The sequence below is a fragment of the Frigoribacterium sp. PhB107 genome, from assembly GCF_003751515.1.
Classification (GTDB): domain Bacteria; phylum Actinomycetota; class Actinomycetes; order Actinomycetales; family Microbacteriaceae; genus Frigoribacterium.
In genome coordinates this window covers 192,931-214,595 of record NZ_RJKU01000001.1, presented here as the reverse complement: position 1 = coordinate 214,595, position 21,665 = coordinate 192,931, and the positions used below count along the sequence as shown (strand labels likewise).

Annotated in this window: 17 protein-coding genes; all 17 read right to left on the bottom strand. The window is 71.6% G+C overall.

Features of this window, described 5'->3' with window-relative positions:
* Positions 1-24: 24 nt before the first annotated feature.
* Positions 25-3,540, bottom strand: coding sequence for a DNA polymerase III subunit alpha (gene dnaE, locus EDF18_RS00885; protein ID WP_123545589.1), 3,516 nt, complete (start codon positions 3,538-3,540; stop codon positions 25-27).
* A gap of 84 nt (positions 3,541-3,624) precedes the next feature.
* Complete coding sequence (locus EDF18_RS00880) at positions 3,625-4,548, bottom strand: RluA family pseudouridine synthase (RefSeq protein WP_123545587.1); 924 nt, start codon at positions 4,546-4,548, stop codon at positions 3,625-3,627.
* A complete protein-coding gene (lspA, locus tag EDF18_RS00875; RefSeq protein WP_233568923.1) occupies positions 4,545-5,180 on the bottom strand; it encodes a signal peptidase II in 636 nt (211 codons plus the stop codon). The genes EDF18_RS00880 and lspA overlap by 4 nt, the downstream gene beginning before the upstream one ends.
* A gap of 4 nt (positions 5,181-5,184) precedes the next feature.
* A complete protein-coding gene (locus tag EDF18_RS00870; protein ID WP_123545585.1) occupies positions 5,185-6,018 on the bottom strand; it encodes a DivIVA domain-containing protein in 834 nt (277 codons plus the stop codon).
* Between the two features lie 159 nt (positions 6,019-6,177).
* Positions 6,178-6,474 carry a YggT family protein gene (locus EDF18_RS00865; protein ID WP_123545583.1) on the bottom strand — a complete coding sequence of 99 codons (297 nt, stop codon included), beginning with the start codon at positions 6,472-6,474 and terminating at the stop codon, positions 6,178-6,180.
* Positions 6,475-6,548: 74 nt separating this feature from the next.
* The gene (locus EDF18_RS00860) at positions 6,549-7,103 is read right to left on the bottom strand and encodes a cell division protein SepF (RefSeq protein WP_123545581.1); all 555 of its coding nucleotides are present in this window, start codon (positions 7,101-7,103) and stop codon (positions 6,549-6,551) included.
* Positions 7,104-7,140: 37 nt separating this feature from the next.
* Entirely contained in the window at positions 7,141-7,839 is a 699-nt protein-coding gene (locus tag EDF18_RS00855; RefSeq protein ID WP_123545579.1) for a YggS family pyridoxal phosphate-dependent enzyme, read from the bottom strand.
* A 3-nt stretch (positions 7,840-7,842) separates the two neighbouring features.
* Entirely contained in the window at positions 7,843-9,009 is a 1,167-nt protein-coding gene (ftsZ, locus tag EDF18_RS00850; RefSeq protein ID WP_123545577.1) for a cell division protein FtsZ, read from the bottom strand.
* A gap of 140 nt (positions 9,010-9,149) precedes the next feature.
* Positions 9,150-10,310: an FtsQ-type POTRA domain-containing protein gene (locus EDF18_RS00845; protein ID WP_233568922.1), complete on the bottom strand. Its 1,161-nt coding sequence runs from the start codon at positions 10,308-10,310 to the stop codon at positions 9,150-9,152.
* A 37-nt stretch (positions 10,311-10,347) separates the two neighbouring features.
* The gene (gene murC / locus EDF18_RS00840; protein ID WP_123545576.1) at positions 10,348-11,778 is read right to left on the bottom strand and encodes a UDP-N-acetylmuramate--L-alanine ligase; all 1,431 of its coding nucleotides are present in this window, start codon (positions 11,776-11,778) and stop codon (positions 10,348-10,350) included.
* A complete protein-coding gene (locus EDF18_RS00835; protein WP_123545574.1) occupies positions 11,775-12,974 on the bottom strand; it encodes a glycosyltransferase in 1,200 nt (399 codons plus the stop codon). Before EDF18_RS00835 ends, murC begins: the two co-directional genes overlap by 4 nt.
* The gene (gene ftsW / locus EDF18_RS00830; protein ID WP_123545572.1) at positions 12,971-14,260 is read right to left on the bottom strand and encodes a putative lipid II flippase FtsW; all 1,290 of its coding nucleotides are present in this window, start codon (positions 14,258-14,260) and stop codon (positions 12,971-12,973) included. Before ftsW ends, EDF18_RS00835 begins: the two co-directional genes overlap by 4 nt.
* A complete protein-coding gene (gene murD / locus EDF18_RS00825) occupies positions 14,217-15,785 on the bottom strand; it encodes a UDP-N-acetylmuramoyl-L-alanine--D-glutamate ligase (RefSeq protein WP_123545570.1) in 1,569 nt (522 codons plus the stop codon). The genes ftsW and murD overlap by 44 nt, the downstream gene beginning before the upstream one ends.
* Positions 15,782-16,885, bottom strand: a complete 1,104-nt coding sequence (mraY, locus tag EDF18_RS00820) for a phospho-N-acetylmuramoyl-pentapeptide-transferase (RefSeq protein WP_123545568.1) — start codon at positions 16,883-16,885, stop codon at positions 15,782-15,784. Before mraY ends, murD begins: the two co-directional genes overlap by 4 nt.
* Positions 16,882-18,291 carry a UDP-N-acetylmuramoyl-tripeptide--D-alanyl-D-alanine ligase gene (murF, locus tag EDF18_RS00815; RefSeq protein ID WP_123547188.1) on the bottom strand — a complete coding sequence of 470 codons (1,410 nt, stop codon included), beginning with the start codon at positions 18,289-18,291 and terminating at the stop codon, positions 16,882-16,884. The genes mraY and murF overlap by 4 nt, the downstream gene beginning before the upstream one ends.
* On the bottom strand, positions 18,288-19,838 hold the full coding sequence (locus tag EDF18_RS00810) for a Mur ligase family protein (RefSeq protein WP_123545566.1): 1,551 nt from the start codon (positions 19,836-19,838) through the stop codon (positions 18,288-18,290). Before EDF18_RS00810 ends, murF begins: the two co-directional genes overlap by 4 nt.
* Before the next feature lie 14 nt (positions 19,839-19,852).
* Complete coding sequence (locus EDF18_RS00805; protein ID WP_233568921.1) at positions 19,853-21,643, bottom strand: penicillin-binding protein 2; 1,791 nt, start codon at positions 21,641-21,643, stop codon at positions 19,853-19,855.
* Between the last annotated feature and the right edge of the window lie 22 nt (positions 21,644-21,665).

Here is a 21,665-nt window from a genome sequence, read left to right as displayed (position 1 = left end):
GTGCGTCACCGGGACGCTCGGACGTCAGACGAGGCAGCCGGGCCCGAGGAGGCTCTTGAGCTCGCCGTACAGGTCGGCGGTCACGTCGACCGGCATCGGGATCTCGAACGAGCGGGCGACGTCCCCCTTGACGAGCCGGAGCCGCACCTCGGTGCCGCCGGTGTGCCGGCCGAGCACCGCGGCCAACTCGGTGACGGTGTCGGTCGTGGCGCGGTGCTCGGGGATCTGCAGCACCAACGGGCCCTGCGACGCACCGACGCCGAGGTCGGGCATGAACATGCTCGCGGCGTGCATGTTCATGCCGTCGTCGCGGACGCTGACGCGCCCCTTCAGCACGATGATCGAGTCGCCGACGAGCGACGGCCCGAACTCCTGGTAGGTCTTGCCCAGGAACATCGCCGAGATCTCGCCGCCGAAGTCCTCGACCGTCACGATGCCGTACGGGTTGCCCGAGTTGCGGGCTACCCGGTGCTGGACGCTCGTGATGAGGCCGGCGATCGTGACCGTCTCGCCGTCGATCGCGGTGGGCTCGCTCGACAGGATGTCGGTCACCGTCGTGCTCGCGTGCTTCGCGAGCGGCAACTCGAGCCCGGCCAGCGGGTGGTCGCTGACGTAGAGGCCCAGCATGTCGCGCTCGAACGCCAGCTTGTCCCGCTTCGACCACTCGGGTCGCTCGGGCACGTGCTGGACGTCCTGGGGCTCGTCCCAGAGGGAGTCGAAGTCGAAGCCGACCTGTCCGTTGGCCTCGGCGCGCTTCTCGTTGACGGCGGCCTCGACCGCGGACTCGTGGATCTCGACCAGGGCCCGGCGGGTCGAGCCCAGGCTGTCGAACGCCCCGGCCTTCACCAGCGACTCGACCGTGCGCTTGTTGGCGACGGGGAGCGGGACCTTGCGCAGGAAGTCGTGGAAGGAGGCGAAGGCCCCCTCTTTCTGGCGGGCGGCGATCACGTGGTCGACGACGTTGAACCCCACGTTCCGGACCGCGCCCATGCCGAAGCGGATGTCGTCGCCGACGGCCGCGAAGAAGCCGATCGACTCGTTCACGTCCGGCGGGAGGACCGTGATGCCCATGCGCCGGCACTCGTTGAGGTAGAGCCCGAGCTTGTCCCGCGAGTCGCCGGTGCTCGTGAGCAACGCGGCCATGTACTCGGCCGGGTAGTGAGCCTTGAGGTAGGCGGTCCAGTAGGACACGACGCCATAGGCGGCGGAGTGCGCCTTGTTGAACGCGTAGTCGGAGAAGGGCAGCAGGATGTCCCAGAGCATCTTGACGGCGTCCGGTGAGAAGCCGTTGTCGAACATGCCCTGCTCGAAGCCCGCGTACTGCTTGTCGAGCTCGGACTTCTTCTTCTTGCCCATGGCACGACGAAGGATGTCGGCCTGGCCGAGCGAGAACCCGGCGACCTTCTGCGCGATCGCCATCACCTGCTCCTGGTAGATGATCAGGCCGTAGCTGGTCGACAGGATCTCCTTCAGGGGCTCCTCGAGCTCGGGGTGGATCGGCGTGATCTCCTGGATGCCGTTCTTCCGCAGCGCGTAGTTCGTGTGGGAGTTCGCGCCCATGGGCCCGGGGCGGTACAGCGCGATGACGGCCGAGATGTCCTCGAAGTTGTCGGGCTTCATCAACCGCAGGAGCCCGCGCATGGGCCCGCCGTCGAGCTGGAAGACGCCGAGCGTGTCACCGCGGCCGAGCAGCTCGTAGGCGGCCCGGTCGTCGAGCTCGAGGTCTTCGAGGACGAGGTCGAAGCCGCGGTTGGTGCGGATGTTGTCGAGGGCGTCGTTGATGATCGTCAGGTTGCGGAGACCCAGGAAGTCCATCTTGATCAGCCCGAGCGACTCGCAGGCCGGGTAGTCGAACTGCGTGACGATCTGGCCGTCCTGCTCGCGCTTCATGATCGGGATGATGTCGATCAGGGGGTCGCTCGACATGATGACGCCGGCCGCGTGCACGCCCCACTGGCGCTTGAGGCCCTCCAGGCCGAGGGCCGTGTCGAAGACCGTCCTCGCCTCGGGATCGGTCTCGACGACCGTCCGGATGTCGCCCGCCTCCTTGTAGCGCTCGTGGGCCTTGTCGAAGATGCCCGTGAGCGGGATGTCCTTGCCCATGACCGCGGGCGGCATGGCCTTCGTGAGCTTCTCGCCCATCCCGAAGGGGAAGCCGAGCACACGCGAGCTGTCCTTCAGGGCCTGCTTGGCCTTGATGGTGCCGTAGGTGACGATCTGGGCGACGCGCTCGTCGCCGTACTTCTCGGTCACGTACTGGATGACCTCGCCGCGGCGACGGTCGTCGAAGTCGACGTCGAAGTCGGGCATCGAGACACGGTCGGGGTTGAGGAAGCGCTCGAAGATGAGGCCGTGGCGGAGCGGGTCGAGGTCGGTGATGCGCATCGCGTAGGCGGCCATGGACCCGGCGCCCGAGCCGCGTCCCGGACCGACGCGGATGCCGTTCTCCTTCGACCAGTTGATGAAGTCGGCGACGACGAGGAAGTAGCCGGGGAAGCCCATGCCGGTGATGACGCCGATCTCGTACTCGGCCTGCTTGCGGACGTCGGAGGGGATGCCGTCCGGGTACCGGTAGACCAGGCCCTTCTCCACCTCCTTGATGAACCAGGTCTCTTCCGTCTCGCCCTCGGGCACGGGGTAGCGCGGCATGTAGTTGGCCGAGGTGTTGAACTGGACGTCGCAGCGCTCGGCGATGAGCAGGGTGTTGTCGCAGGCCTCGGGGTGGTCGCGGAAGAGGTGCCGCATCTGCTGGGCGGACTTCAGGTAGAACTCGTCGGCGTCGAACTTGAACCGGTTCGGGTCGTTGAGGGTCGAGCCCGACTGGACGCAGAGCAGCGCCGCGTGGCTCGTGGCGTCGTGCTCGTGCGTGTAGTGCAGGTCGTTGGTGGCGACGAGGGGCAGACCGAGGTCTTTCGCGAGGCGGAGGAGGTCGCCCATGATCTGGCGCTCGATGCCGAGGCCGTGGTCCATGATCTCGGCGAAGTAGTTCTCGGCGCCGAAGATGTCGCGGAAGTCCGCCGCGGCCTTGACCGCCTCGTCGTACTGGCCCAGTCGGAGGCGCGTCTGCACCTCGCCGGACGGGCAGCCCGTCGTGGCGATGAGGCCGTCGGAGTACTGCGACAGCAGCTCGCGGTCCATGCGCGGCTTGAAGTAGTAGCCCTCGAGGGACGCGCGCGACGACAGCCGGAAGAGGTTGTGCATGCCCGCCGTGCTCTGCGAGAGCAAAGTCATGTGCGTGTACGCACCGGCGCCGGAGACGTCGTCGCGGCCGCCGTCGCCCCAGCGGATGCGGGTCTTGTCGCCCCGGTGCGTGCCCGGCGTGATGTAGGCCTCGGTGCCGATGATGGGCTTGACCCCGGCGTCGGTCGCCGTCTTCCAGAAATCGTAGGCGCCGAACACGTTGCCGTGGTCGGTGACCGCGACGGCGGGCATGCCCTGGGCGGCGGCCTCCGCGATCAGCGGCTTGACCCGGGCCGCACCGTCGAGCATCGAGTACTCGCTGTGGACGTGCAGGTGGACGAAGGAATCTTTCGAGGCCACGCGGCTCCTCGTCTGTGGTTCGACGGTTCTGTGGTGGATCTGCAGTTCTGTGGTGGTGCGCCGGTTCAGCGGCAGGTGGACAGCCTAAGCCGCACGGAGGACATCGAGCGCGTGCTGCAGGTCGTCCGGGTAGGTCGACCGGTAGACGACCGGCTCGCCCGTCCCCGGGTGGCGGAAGCCGAGCTGGACGGCGTGCAGCCACTGCCGGCCGAGGCCGAGGGCCGCGGACAGGGTCGGGTCGGCCCCGTAGGTCGCGTCGCCCACGCAGGGGTGGCGCTGGGCGGCCATGTGGACGCGGATCTGGTGCGTGCGACCGGTCTCGAGGTGGATCTCGAGCAGCGAGGCCGAGCGGAACGCCTCGACGGTCTCGTAGTGCGTCACCGAGGGCTTGCCGTCCACGACCACGGCGAACTTCCAGTCCGACGACGGGTGACGGCCGATCGGGGCGTCGATCGTGCCGGTGAGCGGGTCGGGGTGGCCCTGCACGACCGCGTTGTAGATCTTCTCGACCGTCCGCTCGCGGAAGGCGTCCTTGAGCTGTGCGTAGGCACGCTCGGACTTCGCCACGACCATGAGGCCGCTGGTGCCGACGTCGAGGCGGTGCACGATGCCCGCGCGCTCGGCCGCCCCCGACGTGGCGACCTGGAACCCGGCCGCCGCGAGGCCGCCGAGCACCGTGGGCCCGGTCCAGCCGACCGAGGGGTGGGCGGCGACACCGACGGGCTTGTCGACGACGACGATCTCGTCGTCGTCGTGCACGATGCCCAGGCCGGGGACGTCGAGCGGCACGACGGTCGGGGCTTCGCGCGGCGCCCAGGTGACCTCGAGCCAGGCGCCGGCCTCGAGTCGGTCGGACTTGCCCACGGGGCGACCGTCGACGGCCACTCCCCCGGAGGTCGCCACCTCGGCGGCGAAGGTGCGGCTGAAGCCGAGCAGCTTGGCCAACGCGGCGTCGACCCGCTCGCCGGCGAGTCCGTCGGGCACGGGCAGCTGGCGGGACTCGGTCACGGGCGCTCCGACGGTCGGGCCGCAGGAGGTGCGGCGTCGGCGTCCGTCACGGACCCCGCAGCGGTCGTCTCGTCGGCGGCCTGGTCGGTCGCCGCTTCCCGCGCCGCGCTCGCCTTCGTGGTCCGGGTGCCGTCGAGGTTGACGCCGAGCAGGGTCAGCAGCAGCAAGAGCCCCATGCTCGACACGATGAAGATGTCGGCCACGTTGAAGATCGCCGGCAGCAGCGAGGGGAAGTAGAGGAAGTCCACGACGTGCCCCTGCCCGAAGGAGGGCTCACGGGTGAGACGGTCGGTCAGGTTCCCGAGCGTGCCGCCCAGGAGCATGCCCAGCATGACCGCCCAGGCCCGGGACCGGATGCGCCGGGCGAAGACGACGATGGCGACCACGACGGCCGAGGCGGCGATCGAGAAGACCCAGGTCGTGCCGCTGGCCAGGGAGAAGGCCGCACCGGGGTTCCGCACGAAGTGCAGCTGGAAGAACTCGCCCACGACGTCGACGCTCTCGCCCTCGACCAGACGGGTGGTCACGAGGTGCTTCGACACCTGGTCGAGCACATAGGCCGTGACAGCGACGAAGGCCAGCGCCGCGATGATGCGGACGCTGACCTTCGTCGGAGGAGTGCTCTGCGTCAAGACCTTAGTTGGAGCCGAAGCCCTGGGCGCTGGCGGGAGCGAAGCCGCTGGCGGGCTGCTGCTCACCGGACTCGGCCTCGAGGTCGCGGAGCTGGCCCTCGATGTAGCCCTTGAGCTTCTGGCGGTAGTCGCGCTCGAACGTGCGCAGGTCGTCGATGCGACGCTCCAGGCCGGTGCGCTCGGTCGCGAGCTGCTCGAGCACCTCGCGGCGCTTGGTCTCGGCCTCGGCCACGACCTCGCGGGAGCGAGCCTCGGCCTCGGTGACGACGTCGCGCTGCTTGGCCTCGGCCTCGGCCACGAGACGAGCCGACGTCGACTGCCCCTCGGCGATCAGGGCATCGCGCTTCTCGACGCCCTCGCGGACGTGCTCCTCGTGCAGGCGACGAGCGAGCTGCAGGAGGCTGTTGGTGCTCTCCGTGTCGTCCTGGCTGGGCCCGGCGTAGGCCGGCACCGGGGCGACCGCCGCGGCGGCGACCGGCTCGGGTGCTGCCTCGGGCTCGGGCGCGACCTCGACGGGAGCCGGGACCGACACGGGCGCCGGCTCGGAGACCGGGGCGGGCTCGGACTCGGGTGCCGGGGCGGACGCCGGGGCCTGCGCCGAGGCAGGAGCCTGGGCCGATGCCGGGGCGCTGGCGGCGACCGGGGCGGGGACGGCGGAGCCGCCCGCCGACTCGGCGGAGGACAGCCGCTGACGCAGCTCGTCGTTCTCCTGGCCGAGTCGTCGCAGCTCTGCGACGACCTCGTCGAGGAAGTCGTCGACCTCGTCCTGGTCGTAGCCCTCGCGGAACTTCGTCGGCTGGAACCGCTTGTTGACTACGTCTTCAGGCGTCAAAGCCATTGCCGTCACCTCGTGCATCTGTGGGATCACGTGATCGTGATCGTGGTCTGTGTCGTTCGACTACACCGTAGCGAACACTGGCCCCGGAGGGCAGCGGGGGCGCGGTTGCCCTCGTAGCAGCCTACCCTCTCGCCGTGCGGAGAGAGGCCAGGCCGGACGTCATGCGAAGCGGAGCCCGCTGGCGACGCCCATGAGGATGACGACGGCGAGCATGATGATGCTCCACCCGAAGTCGAGGGCCACCGACCCCAGCCGCACGGGCGGGAGGACGCGCCGGATGGCCTTGATGGGCGGGTCGGTCACCGTGTAGGCGATCTCGGCCAGCACCAGGACGGGGCCCCGGGGACGCCACCCCCTGCTGAAGGACTGCGCCAGGTCGAGGACGAAGCGCCCCCACATCAGCAGGAAGAACAGGAGGAGCGCGTAGTACGCGATCGAGGCGATCAGGAACGTCATCGGGGTGTCATCAGCTCACACTGGTCGGCGTGGTCGAGCCACGGAGAGGAGTCGGGGCGTCGGGACGCCGCGGCTCAGGACTGCGCGAAGAAGGACGCCTCGATGTCGGACTCTACCTCGGCCTGCTCGCCGCTCACCGCGATGTGGGCCGGGGACAGGAGGAAGACCTTGTTCGTGACGCGCTCGATCTTGCCGAAGAGGCCCTGCGACAGGCCGCTGGCGAAGTCGACGAGGCGACGGGCGTCGGCCTCCGTCATCTGCGACAGGTTGATGATGACGGGGATGCCGTCCCGGAAGCTCTCGGCGATCGCCTGGGCGTCCTTGTACTCGCGGGGGTGGACGGTGAGGATCTCGTTCATGTCGTGGGGCACCGTGTTCTTCGAGGTGGAGGAGGTCGAGCTGCGACGCAGGGGCGTCACGGGGGCGCGTGTCGCGACGGGGGCAGGTGCCGGCGCGGGGACGGGGGCGACCGGGGAGGCGTGTGCCGCCGCGGAGGACTGACGAGCGGCCGGCTGAGCGGCCGGGGCAGGCTGCTGGCGCTGTTCCTGCCGCTGCTCCTGCTCGTCGTACTCGAGTTCTTCGTCGGCGAGGCCCAGGTAGACCATCGTCTTTCGCAGGGGGTTGGCCATGGGGTGTCCTCCGGGTCGTGGGGCGTTGTGTCCGAGGTTAACGAGCTTCGGGCCTCGAACCCGTGATTGCGGTGCCGATGCGGAGGTGTGTCGCTCCCTCGGCGATCGCGTCGGCGAAGTCGTGCGACATGCCGGCGGAGATCGCGTCGGCGCCGGGAGCCGTCCGACGGACCTCCTCGGAGACCCGGCGGAGGCGCGCGAACGCCGGCCGGGCCGGCTCGCCCAGCGGCGCCACGGCCATCACTCCCCTGAGGCGGACGCCGGGCAGGTGCAGCAGCCGCTCGACCAGGCGCTCGACCTCGGACGCGGGGACGCCGCCCCGCCCCTCCTGGCCGCCGAGGGACACCTGCACGAAGCCGTCGACGACGTGGCCGTCGTCGACCCCGAGGGCGTCCACGACGCTGTCCCGGTCGAGCGAGTGCACGGCCGAGACGTAGCGCCGCGCCTGCCGTGCCTTCTTCGACTGGAGCTGGCCCACGAAGTGCCACCGGAGGCCCTCGAGGTCGGCGGTGTCGGCCGACTTGGCCTGCGCCTCCTGGTGTCGGTTCTCCGCGACGTCGCGCACGCCCAGGGCGTGCAGCTCACGGACCAGCGACGCCGGGTGGAACTTCGTGACGACGATGGTCGTCACCTCGTCGGCCTGGCGTCCGGCGGCCCTGACCGCGTCGTCGACGCCGGAGGCGACCCGGGCGAGACGCTCGCCGAGGTCGCCTCCGAGGTCGAGACCGTCGGTCACGCGCTACTTGAGGAAGTCGGGCACGTCGAGGTCGTCGTCGCCGCCGTCGAAGGCAGGGTCGACGGCCTGCGTGGCCGCGTGGTCGTCGGGCCGGCGCCACGACGGGGTGTCGTGCGACGCACCGCTGTCGGCGATGGCCGAGACGCCCGGCGTCGACGCCGCGGCCGGGGCCGCGTCGGACTCGACGAAGCTCGAGCGCCGGTCCTTGGTCTTGGCCGTGGGCTCGCCGCCGTCGAAGCCGGCGGCGATGACGGTCACCCGCACCTCGTCGCCGAGGGTGTCGTCGATCACCGCGCCGAAGATGATGTTGGCCTCGGAGTGGACGGCCTCCTGCACCAGGCGCGCGGCGTCGTTGATCTCGAAGATGCCGAGGTTCGAGCCGCCCTGGATGGAGAGGAGGACGCCGTGGGCGCCGTCGATGCTCGCCTCGAGCAGCGGCGACGCGACGGCGAGCTCCGCGGCCTTGATGGCCCGGTCGGCGCCTCGCGACGAGCCGATCCCCATCAGGGCCGAGCCCGCGCCCTGCATGACCGACTTGACGTCGGCGAAGTCGAGGTTGATGAGGCCGGGGGTCGTGATCAGGTCGGTGATGCCCTGGACGCCGGCGAGGAGCACCTGGTCGGCGGTGCCGAAGGCCTCGACCATCGAGATGCCGCGCTCGGAGATCTCGAGGAGGCGGTCGTTGGGGACCACGATGAGGGTGTCGACCTCGTCCTTGAGCTGGGCCACGCCCGCCTCTGCCTGGGCCTGGCGGCGCTTGCCCTCGAAGCCGAAGGGCTTCGTGACGACGCCGATGGTGAGCGCGCCGATCGACTTCGCGATGCGGGCCACCACCGGCGCCCCGCCCGTGCCCGTGCCGCCGCCCTCGCCGGCGGTGACGAAGACCATGTCGGCGCCGGCCAGCGCCTCCTCGATCTCCTCCGCGTGGTCCTCGGCGGCGCGGCGGCCGACCTCGGGGTCGGCTCCGGCGCCGAGGCCGCGCGTCAGCTCGCGGCCGACGTCGAGCTTGACGTCGGCGTCGCTGAGGAGCAGTGCCTGAGCGTCGGTGTTGATGGCGATGAACTCGACTCCGCGGAGACCGAGCTCGATCATGCGGTTGACGGCGTTGACGCCACCGCCGCCGACACCGACGACCTTGATCACGGCTAGGTAGTTATGGTTCGTTGTCACGTCCGGGCCTCCGCTGAAACCTTAACTCGGAAGTTGAAGGTTAAGGTTGTACATGGTATGTAAGTGCTGCAGTCACAAGGTAGGTGCCGCCGCGAGACGCACGGTCCAGCCGGGCAGGCGTGTCGCGAACGAACGGCGTGTCACCGGGTCCGGATGATGCCGTTGTCCGGTGCGGACACGTCGAACTCGACGGACGCGGCCGGGTCCCGCCTCGCCTGGTCGGCGACGAGCCCCGAGAGCACCTGTGCCTTCTCGGCCGAGTGGTCGGCGCTGCCCCAGACGACGCGCTCGCCCGTGGTGAGCGACAGCGTGACGTCGTCCGCGGTCGAGGCGGTCGCGGAGTCCACGGTCGCCCGGAGCGCCTGAGGGAGCGCGAGCAGGACCTCGGCGGTCGACCGGAAGGCCGTGTCGTCCAACGAGGCGCCGCCCACGTCGACGAGCGGGACGCCCTCCTGGCGAGCGTCGAGGTGCTGCACGACGATGCCGGCGGGGTCGACGAGGTCGAAGCCGTCGCCGGAGGGCACCGTCGCGATCGGCTGACGCTCGGTCACCCGGATCACGAGGGTGTGCGGCGGAGCCGTCTCGGTGACGTAGCTCGCGATGAGGGGGAACTGCTCGAGCTCGGTCGTGATCCGCGAGAAGTCGATCCGGGCGAGGGGGGTGCCGAGCTGGCCCGAGACGGCGGCCTGCACCGACGCGGCGTCGACCCGGTCCGTCCCCTCGACCTCGATCTGCTCGAGCGAGAGGAGCGGTGAGAAGACGGCGATCCCCACCGAGGCCGCGAGCGAGAGGGCGACGGCCGCGGCGGTCACCCACGCGGCTCGGCGGTGGCGTGACCGCCTCGTGAACCGCCGGACCTCGGTCCGCTCAGTGCGCCGCCGCTCCCCCGACGCACGCCGTGCGGCACGGCGCGCCTCGGCGGCACGCCGACGAGCCTCGTCCGCGCCCCCCTCGGGCTCGATGCGCAGGGTCACGGCGCGCGGCGCCTCCTCGGCGTCCGGCGCGGACACGGCCCCCTCGGGCTGACCGGTCGACGACGCTCGCCGACGGGACACGACGTCCGACAGGCCCGACGCGAGGCGGGAGGCGACGCCGGACACGGGGCCCGGTCCCGTCGGCAGGGCCACCGGTCCCGTGGACGTGTCGTCCGGGGTCTCGGCCGCTCCGTCGGGCTCGGAGCGAGTCCGACGAGGCCGTGCCGCGGACAGCCGGTCGCGCAGAGACGACGGGCGTGCCGCCTCCTCGGGCTCGGACGCGCCGTCGGAGCCCTCGGACGGGTCGAAGCCCTCGGGCCGCCTCACGGGCGCCGCCCGCGGGCCGACGCGGGTCGACGCGTGGTCACTCTCCGGACTCCTCCGCGGTCGACGCGTCCGGCGCCGACGCGACGTCGAGAGAGCCGAGCAGCTGGGGGACGATGCGGTAGACGTCACCGCAGCCGAGGGTGATCACGAAGTCGCCGTCGCGGGCGAGGGCCGCCGTGCGGTCGGCGGCGGCCTGCCAGTCCGCGACGAAGTCGACGCGCGACGCGTCGGCGAAGCGCTCGGACACGAGAGCACCGGTGACCCCGGGCTCCGGGTCCTCGCGGGCGCCGTAGACGTCGAGCACGATGGTGTGGTCGGCGAGGCGCTCGTAGGTCTCGGCGAACTCCCCCGCCATCATCCGGGTCCGGCTGTAGAGGTGGGGCTGGTGCACCGCGATGAGGCGTCCGTCGCCGACGACGGACCGTGCGGCCTGCAGGGCGGCCGCGACCTCGGTGGGGTGGTGGGCGTAGTCGTCGTAGACGCTCACGCCGCGGACCGTGCCGTGCAGCTCGAACCGGCGCTCCGTCCCACCGAAGGTCTCGAGGCCGGCGATCGCCGCCTCGGGCTCCACGCCGAGGCCGACGAGCACGGCGAAGGCGCCCGCGGCGTTGACGGCGTTGTGGTGCCCGGGCACGCGGAGCTGGACGGCCCAGCTCGAGCCCTCGTGGTGCAGGGTGAACGACACGGGGCCCGAGGAGGCGACGTCGGTCAGGCGGACGTCCGCGGACTCGTCCTCTCCGAACGTCACCACGAACGGGTGCGTGAGCGCCTCCGTGACCCGGCGCGCGCCGGCGTCGTCGGACGACACCACGACGAGCTCGCGGGCCGCGGAGGCGAACTCGACGAAGGCGGCGTCGAAGGCCTCGTGCGAGCCGTAGTGGTCGAGGTGGTCGGCGTCGACGTTCGTGATGAGCGCGACCGACGTGTCGTAGAGCAGGAACGAGCCGTCCGACTCGTCCGCCTCGACGACGAACAGGTCGTCGGAGCCGCCCTGCGCGCTCACGCCGAGCGACTGGATGACGCCGCCGTTGACGAAGCTCGGGTCGTGGCCCGCCGCGAGCAGCGCGGTCACCAACATGCCTGTCGAGGTCGTCTTGCCGTGGGCGCCGGCGACCGAGACGAGGCGGTGCTGCCCGATCAGCCAGGCCAGCGCCTGCGACCGGTGCAGCACGGGGAGGCCCCGCTCGAGGGCGAGCCGGTACTCGGGGTTGTCCTGCCAGAGGGCGCCCGTGACGACGAGCGTGTCGGCGTCGCCGACGTTCGCCGCGTCGTGGCCGATGGCGATCTCGGCGCCGAGCTCCCGGAGGGCGGCCACCCCGGCCGTCTCGCGGATGTCGGAGCCCGACACGATGTGGCCCGCGGCGAGGAACACGCGGGCGATGCCGCTCATCCCGGAGCCGCCGATGCCGACGAAGTGGACCCGGCCGAGCTCGGCGGGGATCTGCTGCTGGAGGTCGGGCTTGATCATGGGCGCTCGGGGCTCGCCTTCTCGGTCTGGGCGTCGGTGCGGTCGGTGCGGCGGTCGCTGACGGTCCGGGACGAGGCATGCCGCTGCGTGCGGGGCGGAACGTCGCGGTCGGCACGGGCGGGCGCCTCGCGGACGGCCTCCCGGACCAGCTCGACCGTGCGGTCGGTCCCGTCCAGCACGCCGACGGTGCCGGCCCGGACGGCCATCTCGGCGATGGCCGCGCGGTCCTGCAGGAGGCCCACGAGCGTGGAGCGCACCCAGTCCGGCGTGAAGTCGGCGTCCGCGACGAGCAACGCTCCGCCGGCGGCCACGACGTCGGTGGCGTTGTGCCGCTGCTCGCCGTTGCCGACGGGGTAGGGCACGAGCACGGAGGGCAGGCCGAGGGCCGTCAGCTCGCTGACCGTCGCCGAGCCGGCGCGGGAGACGACGAGGTCGGCCGCGGAGAGCGCCAGGTCCATCCGGTCGCAGTAGGGCAGGAGGTGGTGGTCGGCGAGGTCGGTCGAGCGCAGCTCGGACTTCTGCCCCGTCACGTGCAGGATCTGCCAGCCGGCGCCGAGCACGCTCGTCGCGGACCGGGCGATGGTCTCGTTCAGGCGCCGGGCGCCCGACGAGCCCCCGGTGACCAGCAACGTCGGCTTGCGGGGGTCGAGGCCGAACTCGACCAGCGCCTCCTGCCGGCTCTCGCGGCGGTCGAGCTGCTCGATCTCGCGGCGGAGGGGCATGCCGACCTGACGGCCGTGCCGGAGCCGTGTCGACCGGTGGACCACGCCGACGTGCCGCGTGAACCACGAGCCCAGCACGTTAGCGATGCCGGGCTTGGCGTTCGCCTCGTGGACGACCAGCGGGACGTGCGAGCGCCAGGCCGCCACGTAGGCGGGCGCCGACGCGTAGCCGCCGAAGCCCACGACGACGTCGACGTCGTGCCGGGCGAGCAGCTCGCGGACGCCGGCGACGGCTCCGCGGAGTGCCGAGGGGAACCGGAGCGCGGCGCGGGAGGGGCGGCGCGGGAACGGCAGGCGGGGCACGGTGAGCAGCTCGTAGCCGCGCAGCGGGACGAGCCGGGCCTCGAGGCCCTCGGCCGTGCCGAGGACCAGGACGGTCGCGTCGGGCTCGGTCTCGCGGATCCGGTCGGCCACCGCGAGCAGGGGGTTCACGTGCCCGGCGGTGCCGCCGCCGGCGAGGAGGTACGTCGTCACCGGAGAGACCCTACCCGCTGGCGCGGCGCACCTCGGCCGCCCAGGGGCTCCTCCGGCTGACGGGCGAACGAGAGCACGACGCCGATCGCCACGAGGGTCACGATGAGAGCCGAGCCGCCCGCGGAGATCAGCGGCAGGGGCACCCCGAGCACGGGGAGCAGCCCGAGGACGACGGCGACGTTGATCAGCGCTTGACCGATGATCCAGGCGGTGACGGCACCGGTGACGACCCGGACGAACGGGTCGTTCGTGCGTCGGATGATCTTGACGAAGCCGACGGCGAGCACGACGAAGAGCGCCAGCACGACGATCGCGCCGATCAGCCCCAGCTCCTCGCCGATGATCGCGAAGATGAAGTCGTTGTCGGCCTCGGGCAGCCAGGACCACTTCGACTTGGAGTTGCCGAGGCCGACCCCGAAGAGGCCGCCGGAGGCGAGCGCCCAGGTGCCGTGCAGCGTCTGCCAGCAGGCGGCCTGGTAGTCGCTCGAGTCGGTGCAGCCCGACATCCACGCCGCGATGCGCTCGTTGCGCGAGGCCGAGCCGGACGCGATCAGCGGGATGGCCGCGGCCAGGAAGAGGACGGGGACCGCGAGGTAGCGGAGGCGGACGCCCGCGAACCAGACAGCCGCGAAGACGAGGAGGAGCATCACCATCGTGGTGCCCAGGTCGCCGCCCAGCACGACGAGGCCCACGGCGACGCCGACGACGGGGACGAGCGGGATGGCGAGGTGCTTCCAGTCGTCGAGCAGGTCGCGCTTGACGCTGAGGATCATGCCCAGCCAGATCGCCAGGGCGAGCTTCACCGCCTCGGAGGGCTGCGCGGTGAAGGACCCGAGGTCGATCCAGTTGCGGTTGCCGCCGATCTCGTAGCCGAGGGGGGTGAACACCAGGAGCTGGAGCACGACCGTGACGAGCAGGATCTGCCAGGCCCAGCGCTTCCAGAACGAGACGGGCACGCGGGAGGCGATCAGCATCAACGGGACCCCGATGGCCGCGTAGACGCCCTGTCGCACGAAGGCGCCGAAGAAGGACGTGTGCCGCGAGGCGATGTACTGCTCGACGGACGACGACGACAGGACCATCACGAGCCCCAGCACGACCATGAACAGCGTCGTGCCGAGGATCAGGAAGAACGAGCCTGTCTCGGCGGCGAAGAGCTTCTTGACCGCCACCACGGCCGCGGCCTGCCTGCCGTCGTGCGGCGTGGCACGGGTGCCGTCGTCGTCCCGCGGGCGGGTCGACTCAGTCGGCCGGCGACGCGGGAGGCTGGTGGGCTTCGTGGCCATCAGCGTCACCTCCCAGGTGGTGTGCGACCGCGCCGGCGAATGCCCTGCCGCGCGCGGTGTAGTCGGTGAACTGGTCGAAGGACGCCGCCGCGGGGGCGAGGAGGACGGTGTCGCCCGGCCTCGCCGCGGCCGCCGCCAGGCGGACTGCCGTCGGCATCACCCGCTCAGTGTCGGTCTCGTCGACCTCGAAGACGGGCAGCTCGGGGGCGTGTCGCCGGAAGGCCTCCCGCAGGCCCTCCCGGTCGACGCCGATCAGCACGGCGGCGGCGAGGCCCTCGGCCGCGTCGCGGACGAGGGGCTCGGGGTCGACGCCCTTGAACGTGCCGCCCACGATCCACACGACGGAGGGGAACGAGCCGAGCGACGCGTGTGCCGCGTGGGGGTTCGTGGCCTTCGAGTCGTCGACCCAGACGACGCCGCCTGACTCGGCCACCACCTCCGTTCGGTGGTGGTCGACCCGGAACGCGAGGAGGGCCTCACGGACCGCGGCCGGTTCGACGTCGACGGCCCGGACCAGCGCGGCGGCGGCCAGCACGTCCTCGACGAGGTGGTCGGCCGCGAGGCCGGCCGTCTCGAGCTCGGCCGTCGTCGCCAGCTCGAGGGCACGGTGGCGCCGCTCGGCGAGGAAGGCCCGGTCGACGAGCACGCCGCCGTCCTCGCCGCTCACGACCCCGAAGTCGCTCGGGCCGGGCGCGGAGAGCCCGAAGCCGACGGCACGGCAGCCCTCGGCCACGTCGGCCTGCTCGACCATGTGGAGGGTGGCCGCGTCGGCCTTGTTGTACACGCACGCGGTGACGGTGTTCTCGTACACGCGGGCCTTGGCGTCGCGGTAGGCCTCGACCGAGCCGTGCCACTCGAGGTGGTCGGACTGCAGGTTGAGGCAGACGGATGCCCGGGGCCGGAGGGCGCCGGGGCCCTCGACGGGCAGCCAGTGCAGCTGGTGGCTGGAGAGCTCGACCACGAGCACGTCCAGCCCCTCGGGATCGCGGACGGCGTCGAGGACCGGCACGCCGATGTTGCCGACGGCCGCGGCACGCCGACCGCCGGCCAGGGCCATGGCCGTCGCGAGCTGCGTCGTCGTCGTCTTGCCGTTCGTGCCGGTGACGAGCAGCCACTCGGCGACCGTCGCCGTCTTGTCGCGGAGGCGCCAGGCCAGCTCGACGTCCCCCCAGACGGCGGCGGTCGACTCGACCGCGTGCACGGCGAGGGGGTGGTGGGGCGCGAAGCCCGGCGACAGGACGACGAGCTCGGGATCGAACTCGACGACGCTCGGCGGGAGGTCGGCCATCGCGGGGTCGAGGACGAGCTCGGCGCCGATCAGGCCCAGCAGCTCGGCCCGGTCGTCGTCGACGCTCGGGGCGAGCACGACGACCCGGGCGCCCAGCTCGGTCAGGGTGTCGGCGACGGAGAACCCCGTGACGCCGAGGCCGAGGACCAGCACGCGGAGGCCCGACCAGTCGGCGTGCCAGCTCGTGAGGCCGTCGAGCCGCGCCGCGAGGACGGGGTCGGAGGCGGAGTACGTCATGAGGTGCGCGAGATCCACTCGAGGTAGAACACGCCGACGCCCGCGGCCACGAAGAGCCCCGCGATGATCCAGAACCGGACGACGACCGTCACCTCGGCCCAGCCCTTGAGCTCGAAGTGGTGGTGCAGTGGGCTCATCAGGAAGATCCGCTTGCCGTGGGTGATCTTGAAGTACGCCCGTTGCAGGATGACCGAGCCGGTGACGACGATGAACAGGCCGCCGATGAGGACGAGGAGCAGCTCGGTGCGGCTGAGGATCGCGAGTGCCGCTAGTGCGCCGCCGAGGCCGAGCGAGCCCGTGTCGCCGAGGAAGATCTGCGCCGGCGAGGTGTTCCACCAGAGGAACCCGATCAGGCCGCCGCAGATGGCCGCGGCCACCACGGCCAGGTCGAGCGGGTTGGCGACCGTGTAGCAGGCAGCCCGGGTCGACTCGTCGAGCCGCGTGCTGAAGCAGGACTGGTTGAACTGCCAGAACCCGATGAAGATGTAGGAGGCGATGGCCAGGATCGACGCCCCGGTCGCGAGGCCGTCCAGTCCGTCTGCCACGTTCACGCCGTTCGACGTGCTGACCGTGATGAGGACGACCCAGATCAGGAAGAGCCCGCCGCCCGCGATCGTGCCGAAGAACATGAAGTCGAGCCACGAGATGTCGCGCACGCCGCTGATCATGGTCGAGGCGGGCGTGAGGCCGTTCTCGTTGGGGAACGACAGCGCGAGGACGGCGAACACCGCGCCGACCACCACCTGCCCCGCGATCTTGGCCCAGCCGCCGAGCCCGAGGCTCCGCTGGTTGCGCACCTTGAGGAAGTCGTCGAGGAACCCGACGGCGCCGAGCCCGACCATCATGAAGAGGACGAGCAGGCCGCTGTTGGTGATCGCGTCGGGAGCGACGATGTGGCCGACGAAGTAGCCGAGCACCGTGCCGATGATCAGGACGATGCCGCCCATGGTCGCGGTGCCCCGCTTGGTGTGGTGCGACTGCGGCCCGTCGTCGCGGATGAACTGCCCCCAGCCGAGGCGGTGGAACAGCCGGATGAAGAGCGGCGTCATCAGGAGCGTGAAGACGAGCGAGACGGCGCCCGCGATGAGGAGCGCGATCACGAGGACACCCCCGCGAGGCGGTCGCCGAGGTGGCGGAGACCGGCCGACTTCGACGACTTCACGAGCACGACGTCGCCGTCGCGCAGCGTCCGACGGAGCAGGTCGTAGGCCTCGTCGACGGTGTCGACGAGGACGGACTCGCCGTCCCACGAGCCCTCGAGCCCGGCGGCGACGTGGATGTGCCGGGCCTCGTGGCCGACGACCACCAGCTGGCCGACGTTGAGCCGGACGACGAGGCGTCCGACGCGGTCGTGCTCCTCGCGGGCGAGGTCGCCGAGCTCGGCCATCTCGCCGAGGACGGCGATCGACCGACCACCGGGGGGCACGATCTGCGCCAGGGTCTTCAGGGCCGCGGCGACGGAGTCGGGGCTCGCGTTGTACGCGTCGTTGACGACGGTGACGCCGTCGCCTCCGTCGAGCACCTCCATGCGCCAGCGCTCGGCGCGGGCGACGCCCTCGAGCACGGTGACGGCGCGGTCGAGGTCGAGGCCCCACTCCCCCGCCACCGTCAGGGCGGCGAGGGCGTTCATCACGTGGTGCTCGCCCAGGATGCGCAGCCGGACGGGCCGTGAGACGCCGTCGTGCTCGAGCACGAAGGAGGTGCCCTCACGGGTGACCTCGAGGTCGGACGCCCGGTAGGCGGCCGAGCCGGTCAGGCCGAAGCCGACGACGCGGGCGGCCGTGTCGGCCGCCATGCCGGCGACGCGGTCGTCGTCGACGTTGAGCACGGCGGTCGCCGTCGGGGGCAGGTCGGTCACCATCTCGGCCTTGGCCGCGCGGGTGCCCTCGATGCCGCCGAACCCGCCGGCGTGCGCGAGGCCCACCTTGAGGACGACGCCGGTGTCGGGTCGGGCGATCGCGACCAGGCGGGCGATCTCGCCCGGGCCGGAGGCGCCCATCTCGACGACGAGGAACTCGGTGTCGAGGTCGACGCGCAGCATCGAGATCGGTGCCCCGACGTGGTTGTTGAACGAGCCCTCGGGCGCGACGGTCGGCCCGACGTCGGACAGCACGGCCCGGAGCATGTTCTTCGTGCTCGTCTTGCCGTTCGAGCCGGTCACGCCGACGACGCGCAGCCGCCCGCCGCGACGGACGCGCTCGACGACCCCCGCCGCGAGGCGGGACAGGGCGGCCACGCCGTCGTCGACGACGACCACGGGGACGGCGAGGTCGAGAGGACGCTCGGCGACGACGACCGCGGCACCGGAGGCGACGGCCGCGTCGGCGAAGAGGTGCCCGTCGGTCTCGTCGCCGCGGAGGGCGAAGAAGACGGAGCCGGGTGTCACGAGCCGGGAGTCGGTCTCGACCGACCCGTCGACGACCTGGTCGACGTCGGGACCGGCCTCGGGGAGGTGCAGGGCACCTCCGGCGATCTCGGCCAGCTCGGCCAGCGTGAGGGCGATCACTCCGCCCACCCGGCCTCTCGCAGCGCGGCACGCGCCTCGTCACGAGCGGAGTAAGGGGTCCGCTCGCCGCGGATGTCGCGGTAGTCCTGGTGGCCGGGGCCGGCCCAGAGGATGGAGTCGCCCTCGCCGGCCAGGCCGACGGCGGTGCGGATGGCCGCCTCTGGTGGGCTGACCTCGTGGATCTCGTGCTCCGGGTACGCCTCGCGGGCCGCGCCGACGAGGGTCGCGCGGATCTCGGCAGGGTCCTCGAAGCGGGGGTGGTGGTCGGTGACGACGAGGATGTCGGAGCCCTCGGCGGCCACGCGGGCCATGTCGCCGCGCTTGGTCTTGTCGCGGTCGCCGTCGGCGCCGAACAACATGATGACCTTGCCGGGGGTGAAGCGCCGGACGGCCGCGAGGGTCGTGAGGAAGGCGTCCGGGCTGTGCCCGAAGTCGACGTAGACGCTCGGGCCGCGGTCGCCCGAGACGCGCTCGGTGCGGCCCGGCAGGTAGGCGACGATGCCGCCCTCGGCCTCGAGGGCCTGCGAGATCGCGCCGAGCTCGAAGCCGGCCTCGACCAGCATCACGATCGCCAGGGCGGCGTTCGCGACCATGTGCCACCCGATGAGCGGCACCCGGGTGACGAGCTCGCGGTTCTCCGGGCCGGTGAGCCGGAACTCGGTCCAGGCAGCCTGCTCGTCGAGGATCTCGACGCGCCAGTCGGCCTCGACGTCGGGGAGGATCGTGATCGTCGTCAGGGGCACGCGGGCGTTGTCGACGACGCGGTGCCCGTACGGCGAGTCGAGCGAGATGACCGCGCGCTTCGCCCGGTCGGGCTGGAACAGCGGCAGCTTCGCCTGGAAGTACTCTTCCATGTCGGCGTAGTCGTCGAGGTGGTCGTGGCTGAGGTTGGTGAACGCCGCGACGTCGAAGACGAGGCCGTCGACGCGGTTGCGGCTGAGCGCCTGTGCGCTGACCTCGACGGCCACCGCTCGCACCTCGCTCTCGCGCATGCGGGCCAGCAGGGCGTGCATCTCGCTCGCCTCGGGCGTGGTCAGGCGGCTGACGACGGTGAGGTCGCCGATGTGGCGCTCGGCCGTGCTGCTGAGGCCGGTCACGAGCCCGAGCTGGCGGAGGACGCCCTCGAGCAGGTAGGAGGTGCTGGTCTTGCCGTTCGTGCCGGTGACGGCGAACAGGAGGGGCGAGTCGTCGCCGCCGGTGCGGTAGATCCACGCCGAGACGTCGCCGAGGGCCGCGCGGGGCGAGTCGACGAGCACCACGGGCAGCCCGCTCTCGCGGGCGATCTCGAGGCCCGCGGCGTCGGTGAGCAGCGCGACGGCGCCGCCCTCCCGTGCCTGCGCGGCGAACTCGGCACCGTGCCGGTGCTCGCCGGGGACGCCGACGTACAGGTCGCCGGGGTGGAGGTCCGCCGTGCTCAGCGTGACTCCGGTGACCTCGACGCCGTCGAGGGAACCCTCGTGCTCGAGACCGAACTCGCTGACCAGCTGGGCGAGTGACCTCGCCGACGGATGTTCCGGTCGAAGGACCGGGGGGATCCGGGCGCTCAATGAATCCTCTTCTCTCACCAGGTCTGGGGGATGGCCGGTGCGGGCTCCGTCGACGGAGGGACGCGGTACATCTCGAGGACCTGGGACATGATCTTGTTGAAGGTCGGCGCCGCGGCGGCCGACGTCTTCATGGTACTGGGCTTGGTGAAGCTCACGACGACGACGTACTTCGGGTCCTCGGCCGGGGCGATGCCCGCGACGGACACCACGCGGTCGGAACCGTAGCCGGTGCCGTCGGCGCGGGCCATCTCGGCGGTGCCGGTCTTGGCGGCGACGCGGTAGCCCGGGATGGTCAGCGCGTCCTTCTGCTCGCCGGCCGAGACGACGCTCTCGAGCATGTTCACCGTGGTGTCGGCGGCCCACGGCGACACCACGGTCGTGCCCTCGACGGCGGGGGCCGGCGTGACCGTCCCGTCGGCGGCCGTGCAGCCCTCGACGAGCTGGGACGGGAGCCTGACGCCGTGGTTGCCGAGGGTCTGGAAGATGCTCGCCACGTGCAGCGCCGTCGTCGAGACGCCCTGGCCGAACATCGTGTTGATGCTCGTCTGCTGGTCCCACGAGCTCGCGGCCCGGACGCCCTGCGTCGGCTCGCCGAGGAACCCGACGGCCGTGGGCTCGTTCAGGCCGAACTTGACCATGTAGTCGTACCGCGCCTGCGCGCTGAGGTTCTGGCCCAGCAGCGAGATGCCGACGTTGGAGGAGTCGCGCAGGATGCCGGTCAGCGTGAGCCGCTCGGTCGGGTGGAAGCTCGCGTCGTGGATCTCGCCGCCCCAGGGGAACGAGCGGGAGTACGGAACGGTCGCCTGGCTCGTCGGCGTGGCCTTGCCGGAGTCGAGCAGCATGGCCGCGGTCATCGCCTTGAAGGTCGAGCCCGGCTCGTAGGAGGCGGTGAAGGCCTTCGAGCCGAGGTCGCCGACGTCCTTCGTCAGGTTCACGTCGTTGGGGTCGACGGTGGGCCAGTCGGCCACGGCGAGCAGCTTGCCGGTCGCCACCTCCTGGACCACGGCGGTGGCCGACTCGGCCCCGATGGCCTGGCCCTGCTCGGCGATCGCCTGCTGCGTCATGTACTGCAGGTCCTTGTCGACGGTGAGCTGCAGGGTGCCGCCGGCCACCGCCTCCTTCGTGGTCACGGTGCTGCCCGGGAGCTGCACGCCGTCGGCGCCGCGCTCGTAGGTCTCGCTGCCGTTCGTGCCGGCGAGGCAGGAGTCGGCCGTGCGCTCGAGCCCCGCCTGAGGCCCGTCCGTGCCGACGAAGCCCGTGAGGTTGCCGGCCACCGAGCCGTTCGGGTAGGTGCGGGCGGACTGGCGCTCGAAGTAGAGCCAGGACACTCCGCTGTTCTTGAGGTCGCGGACGGCGCGGAAGGCGTCGACGTCGACGCCCTTGACGAGGAACGCGAAGTTGGCCTCGGGGTCGCGGGTGAGCGCCTCCTGCATGGTCTCCGCCGACCCGCCGGTGATCTCAGCCACCTCGGCCAGCACCTGGTCGACCGACATCGCGACCTTGGTCTTCTCGCCGTCTGCGTCCGTCCCCGTCACGGTGACGTCGGCGGCGAAGGCCGGTGCGGCGGTGATGTTGTACCGCGTGACGCTGCCGGCGAGGACCGTGCCGTCGTTCGCGGTGATGTCACCCCGGTCGCCGTACGTCACCTGCTGGATCTCGCGCTTGTTCTGCGACTGCGCGTTGAGCTCCGCGGCCTGGACGAGCTGGATGTCGGCCAGGCGGACGACGAACACGCCGACCAGCGCGATCACCACGGCCATGGCCAGCGTCGCCCGGAGCCGGCGGCTGCGAGGGGCTGTGTTCACGAAGGTGTCCTCACCGCGGCAG

What these genes read in the sequence shown, in the direction of transcription:
- ftsW (WP_123545572.1), bottom strand. Translation starts at nt 14,260, where the DNA reads ATGGCCACGAAGCCCACCAGCCTCCCGCGTCGCCGGCCGACTGAGTCG.
- EDF18_RS00865 (WP_123545583.1), bottom strand. Translation starts at nt 6,474, where the DNA reads ATGACGTTCCTGATCGCCTCGATCGCGTACTACGCGCTCCTCCTGTTC.
- EDF18_RS00870 (WP_123545585.1), bottom strand. Translation starts at nt 6,018, where the DNA reads ATGGCTTTGACGCCTGAAGACGTAGTCAACAAGCGGTTCCAGCCGACG.
- murD (WP_123545570.1), bottom strand. Translation starts at nt 15,785, where the DNA reads ATGACGTACTCCGCCTCCGACCCCGTCCTCGCGGCGCGGCTCGACGGC.
- murC (WP_123545576.1), bottom strand. Translation starts at nt 11,778, where the DNA reads ATGATCAAGCCCGACCTCCAGCAGCAGATCCCCGCCGAGCTCGGCCGG.
- EDF18_RS00860 (WP_123545581.1), bottom strand. Translation starts at nt 7,103, where the DNA reads ATGGCCAACCCCCTGCGAAAGACGATGGTCTACCTGGGCCTCGCCGAC.